The following is an 8195-nucleotide window of genomic DNA, read 5'->3' as shown; positions in this document are numbered from 1 at the left end:
GCCGCCCGCACCGCGTGTGCCCGCGGTTTGCTGCGCACCGGCGTGGATGAGGCAACCGGTGAGGTGCTGTCTCGGGCGGTGCTGGCGCAGCGGGTTGGTTGGTGTGCCGATCTGGTGGCGGGCATGGTGGCCGCGCTGATCGGCGCGCATTGGAACAGCGTGGATGTGGAGGTGTTGGCGGCCGGGGTGGATGCGGGTGGGCGGCGGTTGCCGTCGCACGCGTGGATGGCGTTGCGGCGGCTGGGGTGGACGGTCGCCCCGTCTGGGGGTGTGAGGGTCAATGACCGGGTCGTGCGGATGGTCCAGGAGCAGGCGGGGCGTGTTCTGCGTTCGGCGGCGTGGCGTGCCGATGTGACCGCCGGGGTCCTGTCGACGTGGCCGGCCGATCCGCGCAAACGCACCCCCGCCGAGTGGGATCAGGTCCGGGCCTCGATCCCGGGCGGGCAGCATCTGCCGTCCAGCATCATCAAGTCCCGGACCCGGCAGGCCGGCACGTTCGCCAAGGTCAACGGCCGGCTGCCGGTGGACGTGTTCGAACTCGAAGGGGTTCCGCGGATTCCGCGGATGCTGTTGCTGGCCGCGTGTGACCGGCAGCAGGCCACCATCGAACGCAGCGATACCGACCCGGCGAAGGTGCTGCTGCGGCTGCAGTTGCCTTTACGACCGGATCCGCAGACGTATCGGGACTGGACGTGGGTCGAGTGCCCTATCAGGCTGCCGTCCACGGTTCCCGCCGCGGCGGTGCTGCACCTGCCGACCCTCCGCCTCACCGGCGGGACGGTGCGTGCCGACATGGCGTACACGCATGCCGTGCCGAAGGCTCGGGCTACCGGTCACTCGGTGGCGCTTGGCGTGGATTGGGGCCTCAACACTCTCCTCAGCGCGGGTGCCCTGCGACTGGGAAAGGATGGGCGGATCACGGCGTTGGGGGCTGGTGGACAGTTCCGGGCCGCCGGGGTCCTGGCCAAGCAGCATCGCCTGCGCCGCCAGAGTGAGCGGCTGCATGCGAAGGCCGACCAGTATGCGCGGCTGAGCGGCGGCCGCCCCGACGAGCAGCTGAGCGCGAAACACGAGGTGCTGGCCGGCGAGATCCGCCACGTGTCCGCCCGCCGCGCGAACTTGAACGATGCGCTCGCGTGGGCTGCCGCCCGCTGGGCCGTCGACCAGGCGATCGCCGCCCGGGCGACGGTGATCTATCTGGAAGACCTGCGGTCGATGGAAGCCAAGGGCATGGGGCACAGCCTGAACACGCGTCTGTCCCAGCAGGTCCGCGGGAAGATCAGCGACCGGATGCGGCACCTCGCCGCCGAGCACGGTATCGCCGTGGTCACCGTCCCCGCCCGCAACACCTCCAAGCACTGCCCGCAATGTTTGACCCCGCTACAGCACCGTAAAGCCCCCGACCGGCCCGCCACACCGGGATGGAAGTGGGCCATCTGCCCCAACACCGGGTGCGGTTGGCAGGGCGACCGCGACCACGGCGCCTGGCGGCGCATCGCCGCCCGCGGCCTCACCCATCAGGGCAAGACCGTCATCGACAAGACCAGCGGGCAGATGGTGATCCGCTCGGTCGTGGACACGCTCGAAGCCGCAGCCGTCGTCACCCCCAGCACCCCCACAGGCAGTCGGAGGGACCGGTCGAAGACCGGCCTCACCCGGCCACGCACCTCACGCCCCGCGCCCAGGCGACGCGGGGCACCCTCCCCCACCCGGCCCCACAACCGAGCGGGCAAGCGTCCGGAGGGACACGCACCAACGGACCGGAAGCTGCCCCGCGCAGCCCACCGACACCAGGGCGTGAACACGATCAGCACACCCACCACCACCGGCCACCGGCCACGAGGAGCCGCACTGGGCGCAGGATTCCATCTCCACGTCCATGCATCTCCACCACGGTGGGAAACGATCCCGGAAACTCAATCCGACTCAGGATCGCTAAGCTGATCAGGGACGCTCCGGCGCCAAGGCGGCGATCTGGGTTGCCGGCGGGTTGGCGGTCATGGTGCTCTGCAGTGTCGCGTCCTGGGGCCTCATCAACGCCACGTCGAAGCTCGCCGGCGGCGACTCCGGCGACAGCCCGTCGGGCGGGCCGGTGACGTCCACGGGAACCAGATCCGGCGCCCCCGCCTCGCCGACCAAACCCCCCGCCGCCGCGGTGCTGTGGAACGACGAGATCCGCATCGACAGCACGCCGCGCGACTTCGACTACGAGCCGCCAGCGCTCGGGAATACCAGTACCGACCGCGAGTCCGACGGATATCTCAACGGCTCGGTGTACAACAGGTTCTGGGGAGAAGCGCTGGTGCTGTGGCCAGGGCAGGCTGACCCTCCCGGAACGACTGTGCGGAACGCTTGCAGACCCACGGCGTGAAGGAGGTGAACATCGACGCGCGCAGCCGGATCTGCCTCAAGACCAACCAGGGCCGGATCGTGTTCATCAAGGTCCTGCGCCGGGACGGTGACAGCGGATACATCGCCCAGGTGACGCTGTGGAGTTCGAGCTGACGCCCAGTATCGAAGCCGCCCCGGAAGAACGCCTGAAGGCCGACCCGCGCCACAACCGTCACCCAACGACAAGAATGCCGGTGGGGGCGGCCGCACCTGCACCTCGCCGCAGCGTCTAGTGTGCGTGTCCCGTAGCAGGTCGCGTGCCTGAGGGAGAAGGGCGGTGGCGCGGTGAGGACCAGCCGGCTGGAGGCGTTCAGCGATGGCGTGCTCGCCATCATCATCACGATCATGGTGCTGGAGCTGAAGGTGCCGCACGGCCACGACTTCTCCAACCTCGTCCACACGGCCGGCACCGGGCTGCTGACGTATCTGCTCAGCTTCGTCTACGTGGGCATCTACTGGAACAACCACCACCACATGTTCCACCTGGTGCAGCGGGTCAGGGGCGGGGTGCTGTGGGCGAACCTGGCGTTGCTGTTCTGCCTCTCGCTGTTCCCATTCACGACGGGCTGGATGGACGAGTCCAGGTTTGAGCGAACCCCGGTCGTCGTCTACGGCCTGAACCTGTTCAGCGCGGCCATCGCATACTTCGTGCTCCAGACGGTGATCATCCGCCAGCAGGGGCCGGAATCGCCGCTGCGGCGGGCCATCGGCACCGACTTCAAGGGCAAGGTCTCCCCGGTGTTCTACATCACCGGGATCCTCAGCGCCCTGCTGATCGAAGGGCGTATCGGAGTGGGGATCGCCCTGGCGTGCTTCGTCGGCGTGGCGATCATGTGGGTCGTCCCCGACCGCCGCATCGACCGGGTGATCAGCCAGTCGGAGACCCCGGGCTGAGGGACGCCAGGCCCATCCTCGCCGCTCGTCGCGCCCCAGCAACTGGTCGGCTACCGCACCCGGCGACGGCAACGTCCTACGCCCGGCTCCGCTGTGCAGGATTGCGTTCCAGCGACGCGATCCGCGGCGTTTCAGCGCCCGTCGCCGCCACCGGACTCAGCTCGAAATGCACCGTACGGCCGGTCTTCGCCCGCCCGAGCCTGTGCATCAACGGCACCAGCACCCCGTGCAGCATCGGGTGCTTCCGCATCAGCGCACGGCTGGCCGCCCGGTACTCCGCCCCGCTCAACCGCCGCGCCACCGCCTCCACGGCCACCCCGGTCGGCTTCCCCAGCGCCGTCGACGGCGCCAGCGTCACCCGCGGGTTGTTACGGATCCGCCTGGTCTTCCACGCCTTCTCGAAGCTGCGCACGTACGCCCGCTCCCCGACCACGGCCACGCTCAGCGCCGTCGGCACGCCCGTCCCGTCCCGCTTGAACGTCGTCAGCACAAGCGTCTTCTGCCGCACCAGCGGCGCCCAGGCAGGAGCCGGGGCGGGGTCGACGTAACCGACCACCCAGCCGAGCTGCCGCAGCCGGGCGACCAGGGCGGCCAGGGCCAGGAGAGCCGACAACCCGACCACCCAGGTCTGCCCGGCGCTGCCGCCGACGTGCGCGTCGATCAGGTGCGACAGCGTGTGCGCCGCCCCGCCGACGACGTATCCGGCCAGGGCGACGGCAAGGGCGTCGGCCCAGATCAGCGCCAGCAGCAGGGTCGCGCCGATGCCGAGCTGGAACGCCCCCACGTCGTGGACGAAATGCTGGTGCGGCGGGAACCCGACCGCCGAGCTGAACGAGTCCGGACGCGTGAGCGCCCACACCCCGACCACCACCGCCGCCGCGCCGAGCAGCGCGGCCACCGCCCGTACCAGTGCTCTCATGGTGGTGGGACGGGCCCGCGGCCGCCGATGTGACAGCCGACGGCCGCCCGGGGTGCGCGCAGAAGGGCGGGCGGTACCGGTGGTGCCGCCCGCCCCCGATCAGGCCTGGCCAGGGCCCTCGTTGACCCGGCGGACGTCGACCTCGACGTCGATCCCGTGGTCGAGGAAGACGTTGATGAAGCGCTTACCCCACTCCACCGCCTCCTCCTTCGACCGCACCTCCAGCAGCGCGAACCCGGCGATGAGTTCCTTCGTCTCGGTGAACGGCCCATCGGTGATGGTCGTCTTGCCCTTCGTGGCGATGATCCGCGCCGCGTCCTCCTTGCTGCTCTTGCACAGCCCCTCGGCGGCGAGCAGGATCCCGGACTTGGCCACCTCCTCGATGAAGGCGCCCATCTGGATCATGAACTCCGGGCTCGGGTCGAACGCGCCAGGAGTCTTCTCGTCCAGCTTGTGCATCAACATGTAACGCATTGCAGAGTTTCCTCTCAGGACAGGTCCGCGCGGATGCGGGCGGACACGGCGGTGAGCCAACCGAAGATGAAGACCGAGCCCAGGGCCAACCGGATGCTGATGCTGCCCTGGTCGGGCCAGGCCATGACGATCACGGTCGCCAGCGCGCACAGCACCGAGAACAGCGCCCAGCCCCGCGCGCCGAGCCGTAGGAAGCGGAGGGCGAACACCAGACACGCGGCCGTGAGCGACCCGAACGCCAGCATCGCCCCGACACCATGGCCGACGGAGTGCCAGCTCATCATCTCCGGACTGCCCTCGGGCGCGCCGGCCGGCCAGCCCATGCTCGGGTCGGCCCGCAGCACCCCGGCGACGATCATTCCGACACCGAACACGGCCACCAGCCCCGGCCCCCACGTCCCGGCCACGCCGCCCCGCAACGCCCGACGCAGCCCGGCCGCGCCGGCGAGGGCCAGCAGCCCCGAGACCACGAAGTTGGCGATCTGGATCCAGCCGTACTCACCGAGAGCGAGCAAGCTGAGCGGCTGCCGGCTCAGGTCGAAGCCGTCCCGGGTGAGCACCTGAGCGGCGGCCACCACCGCAAACAGCGGCCCGACGGCGATCCCCCCGGCGAGCAGGGTGGCAGCCGGAACCGCCCGGGTCGCCCGGGCCTGCCGCAGCGTCGTACTGGTCATCTCTCGATCTCCTCGTCATCGGCTCTCACTGACGCGTCGATCGGGCCGACCGGGATCCGACATCCCGTTTCAAGATTTTTTACGGGCCGCACGCGGCGGCCCGGTCAAGCAGCAGAGCCCGCTCCCGGGCATTGCCCGTCAGCGCCGCCGCCCGCTCGAACTCCCGCCTGGCCTCGCCGTGCCGCCCCAGCTTGGCGAGCAGGTCACCGAGCACGCTGGGCAGCAGGTGATAGCCGGCCAGCGCCGGCTCGTCCACCAGCGCCCGGGCCAACTCCAGGCCGGCGGCCGGACCGTCGGCGTAGGCGACGGCAACCGCCCGGTTCAGCTCCACCACCGGTGACGGCACCAGCCGCGCCAGCTCCGCGTAGAAGGACGCGATCCGCGCCCAGTCGGTCTCCTCCGGGGTACGCGCCCGCGCGTGGCAGGCCGCGATCTCGGCCTGCAGGGTGTACGGGCCGGCCCGGCCGGTGCGAGCCCGGTCGAGGGCGGCGAGGCCACGGCGGATGAGCAACTGGTCCCAGCGGCTGCGATCCTGATCGTTGAGCAGGATCGGCTGGCCGTCGGGGCCCGTACGGGCGTGGGTACGCGACGCCTGGATCTCCAGCAGCGCCGCCAGGCCGTGCACCTCGGGCTCGTCGGGCATCAGCCCCTGCAGCAGCCGCGCCAGCCGCAGCGCCTCCTGACAGAGGGCCGGCCGCATCCAATCGTCCCCGGCGGTGGCCGAGTACCCCTCGTTGAAGATCAGGTAGACGACCTCCAGCACCGAGTCGAGGCGCTCGGCCCGCTCGGCCGGGCCGGGCACCTCGAACGGCACGTGGGCGGCGGCGAGGGTCTGCTTGGCACGGGTGATCCGCTGGCCGACCGTCGGCTCGGTGGTGAGGAACGCGCGGGCGATCTCACCGGTGGTCAGGCCACCGAGCAGCCGCAGCGTTAGCGCCGCCCGGGCGATCGGCGACAGCACCGGGTGGCAGGAGACGAAGATCAGCCGCAGCAGGTCATCCTCGATGCGGTCCTCGACCGCGGCGTCGAAGTCGGGGGTGACCTGCTCGTCGAGGTCGCGGCCGAGCTCGGCGAGCGTACGCTGCTGGGTCTGCCGGCGGCGCAACGCGTCGAGCGCCCGGCGCTTGCCGACGGTCATCAGCCACGCGCCCGGGTTGGCCGGTACGCCGTCACGCGGCCACTGCTCGAGCGCGGCTACCAGGGCGTCCTGGGCCAGTTCCTCGGCCTGGCCGACGTCGCGGACGATCGCGGCGATGCCGGCGACGACCCGGCCGGCTTCCATCCGCCACACCGCCTCGACGGTGCGCCGTGTCTCCAACTCCTCCATGAGGGGTTGACCTTAGCAACGTGCGGGCAACGAAAGGCCACGGAACAGCAGGTGGTGGGTGGCGGACTGGCAGCCGAGGGGTGGGGCAGCGACCGCCTGCCGCCGCCCGCCCAGGTTCGGTCAGCCGTGAGTTGCCGTGCCGAGGAAGTCGGTGATGAGGGCCGCCAGTTCCTGCGGGCGTTCGGCGACCATCGCGTGGCTGGCGCCGGCCAGGTGCAGCACCCGCAGCGACGGATTGTCCAGCGCGGCGAGCCGCTCGGCGGTGGCCCGTCGGTAGGCGGCGTACACCTCGTGGAACGCCTGCTGCTCAGGCAGGTCCTCGGTGGCGAGGACGAGCAGCGTGGGGCAGCGGATGTCCCGGTAGGTGGGGATCAGGTCGAGGGACTCCATCGCTTCCCGTAGCTGCCCGGTCAGCTCCGGGCCAGGGCGCAGCCGGCTACGGCCGTCGTCGCACGGCACGAGGTTGCGCTCGAAGGCCGCCACCCAGTCTTCCGGCGCGGCGCCATACCGCTCGGCCATCGCCCGCTGCCCAGCCAGCGCGGCGGCCAGCTGTTCGGCGGTGAGCGGCTCGGCCAGCATCGCGGCCATCCCGTCGAACGCGGCCCGCAGCTTGGCGAGTTCCGTCGCCGCCTGCTCCGGGTCCATCCCGGCGAGCTGCTCCGGGCGGCCCAACGTCGGGTTGCCGTCCATGCTGACCGCACCGGGGCATTCCGGGTGGCGCTGCGCCCACAGGGCGGCCACCATCCCGCCGAGGGAGACGCCGACCACCGCGGGACGGTCCAGGCCGAGGCCGCCGGCGACGGCGGCCAGGTCGGCCAGCACGTCGTCCCACCGCCACGGGCCGTCTCCCGACCGCCCGTGCCCGCGCAGGTCGACGGCGACCACCCGGTGCGCTGGCCGCAGCTGCTCGGCCAGCGTGGTCATCTGGGCGAGGTTGCCGCCGGCGCCGTGCAGGAGCAGCAGCGGGCGGCCGGAGCCGCCGAAGTCGCGGTAGGCGATCGGCACGGCCACGGAGCTGACGAAGGTGTCAGGCACGTCGGGTTCCCTCCTGGAGCAGTCGGTCGCGGACGGCGGCGGACAGCACGCCGCCGGCGGGGTGACGGGCGAGCTTGCCGCGGCTGGCCAGGTCATGGACGCCCTGGCGGGTGATGCCGAGCATGGCGCCGGCCACCGCGTACGACACCGACCCGGCGGTGGGGTGACCCACCCGCCGCGCGACGATCTGGCCAAGCGGGCTTCGCCACCAGTCGAGGGGCGGGTCGAACGGACCGTCGCCGGGATAGAGCGTGGAGATGGCTCGGATGATCACCCCGTAGGCCGCCCGGTCGTCGCCGCTGACCATCGTGGTGGCCCAGGATCGTGCGCGCTCCCGGACAACGGTGCGCAGCGGGTCGATCGCGTCATGGCCGTCGACCAGGATCTCGAGCGGGTCGAGCAGCCGGATGTCGATCAGCCGGACGAGCTGCTCGACCAGTTCCTCTTCACCCGTTGGCATGCCGCCTCCCCTCGTTGCCTT

General features: G+C 71.3%; 10 protein-coding genes. 4 read left to right on the top strand and 6 right to left on the bottom strand.

Annotated elements, in window-relative coordinates:
• From ACFYM6_RS09105 to ACFYM6_RS09090, 4 genes are all read left to right on the top strand, one after another.
• On the top strand, nt 1-1944 hold a 1944-nt coding region (locus tag ACFYM6_RS09105), incomplete at its 5' end, for a zinc ribbon domain-containing protein (RefSeq protein WP_387273722.1).
• 55 nt (nt 1945-1999) lie between these two features.
• A complete protein-coding gene (locus ACFYM6_RS09100) occupies nt 2000-2371 on the top strand; it encodes a hypothetical protein (protein WP_387273720.1) in 372 nt (123 codons plus the stop codon).
• Nucleotides 2368-2505 (top strand): hypothetical protein, encoded by a 138-nt coding sequence (locus tag ACFYM6_RS09095; RefSeq protein WP_387273719.1) that lies wholly within the window; start codon nt 2368-2370, stop codon nt 2503-2505. Before ACFYM6_RS09100 ends, ACFYM6_RS09095 begins: the two co-directional genes overlap by 4 nt.
• Nucleotides 2506-2676: 171 nt before the next feature.
• A complete protein-coding gene (locus ACFYM6_RS09090; protein ID WP_387273717.1) occupies nt 2677-3285 on the top strand; it encodes a TMEM175 family protein in 609 nt (202 codons plus the stop codon).
• Between the two features lie 76 nt (nt 3286-3361).
• Here ACFYM6_RS09090 and ACFYM6_RS09085 read toward each other — a convergent pair whose 3' ends face one another.
• The 6 genes from ACFYM6_RS09085 to ACFYM6_RS09060 form a co-directional block, all read right to left on the bottom strand.
• The gene (locus tag ACFYM6_RS09085) at nt 3362-4204 is read right to left on the bottom strand and encodes a PPOX class F420-dependent oxidoreductase (protein WP_387273715.1); all 843 of its coding nucleotides are present in this window, start codon (nt 4202-4204) and stop codon (nt 3362-3364) included.
• Between the two features lie 99 nt (nt 4205-4303).
• Nucleotides 4304-4678, bottom strand: coding sequence for a YciI family protein (locus tag ACFYM6_RS09080; RefSeq protein WP_387273713.1), 375 nt, complete (start codon nt 4676-4678; stop codon nt 4304-4306).
• Nucleotides 4679-4692: 14 nt separating this feature from the next.
• A complete protein-coding gene (locus ACFYM6_RS09075; protein WP_387273712.1) occupies nt 4693-5352 on the bottom strand; it encodes a DUF998 domain-containing protein in 660 nt (219 codons plus the stop codon).
• A 79-nt stretch (nt 5353-5431) separates the two neighbouring features.
• Nucleotides 5432-6679, bottom strand: a complete 1248-nt coding sequence (locus ACFYM6_RS09070; protein WP_387273710.1) for an RNA polymerase sigma factor — start codon at nt 6677-6679, stop codon at nt 5432-5434.
• 120 nt (nt 6680-6799) lie between these two features.
• Nucleotides 6800-7714 (bottom strand): alpha/beta fold hydrolase, encoded by a 915-nt coding sequence (locus ACFYM6_RS09065; protein WP_387273708.1) that lies wholly within the window; start codon nt 7712-7714, stop codon nt 6800-6802.
• Nucleotides 7707-8174: a hypothetical protein gene (locus ACFYM6_RS09060; protein ID WP_387273706.1), complete on the bottom strand. Its 468-nt coding sequence runs from the start codon at nt 8172-8174 to the stop codon at nt 7707-7709. Before ACFYM6_RS09060 ends, ACFYM6_RS09065 begins: the two co-directional genes overlap by 8 nt.
• Nucleotides 8175-8195 lie beyond the last annotated feature (21 nt).

Origin of the sequence: Micromonospora sp. NPDC006431 (assembly GCF_042870725.1) — a bacterium.
Lineage (GTDB): Bacteria > Actinomycetota > Actinomycetes > Mycobacteriales > Micromonosporaceae > Micromonospora.
Note: the sequence above shows the minus strand (reverse complement) of the source record. Positions and strands in the feature narration are given on the sequence as shown.

Coding starts and splice junctions, on each gene's coding strand:
- ACFYM6_RS09100 (WP_387273720.1), top strand. CDS start 2,000: ATGGTGCTCTGCAGTGTCGCGTCCTGGGGCCTCATCAACGCCACGTCG.
- ACFYM6_RS09070 (WP_387273710.1), bottom strand. CDS start 6,679: ATGGAGGAGTTGGAGACACGGCGCACCGTCGAGGCGGTGTGGCGGATG.
- ACFYM6_RS09075 (WP_387273712.1), bottom strand. CDS start 5,352: ATGACCAGTACGACGCTGCGGCAGGCCCGGGCGACCCGGGCGGTTCCG.
- ACFYM6_RS09080 (WP_387273713.1), bottom strand. CDS start 4,678: ATGCGTTACATGTTGATGCACAAGCTGGACGAGAAGACTCCTGGCGCG.
- ACFYM6_RS09085 (WP_387273715.1), bottom strand. CDS start 4,204: ATGAGAGCACTGGTACGGGCGGTGGCCGCGCTGCTCGGCGCGGCGGCG.
- ACFYM6_RS09060 (WP_387273706.1), bottom strand. CDS start 8,174: ATGCCAACGGGTGAAGAGGAACTGGTCGAGCAGCTCGTCCGGCTGATC.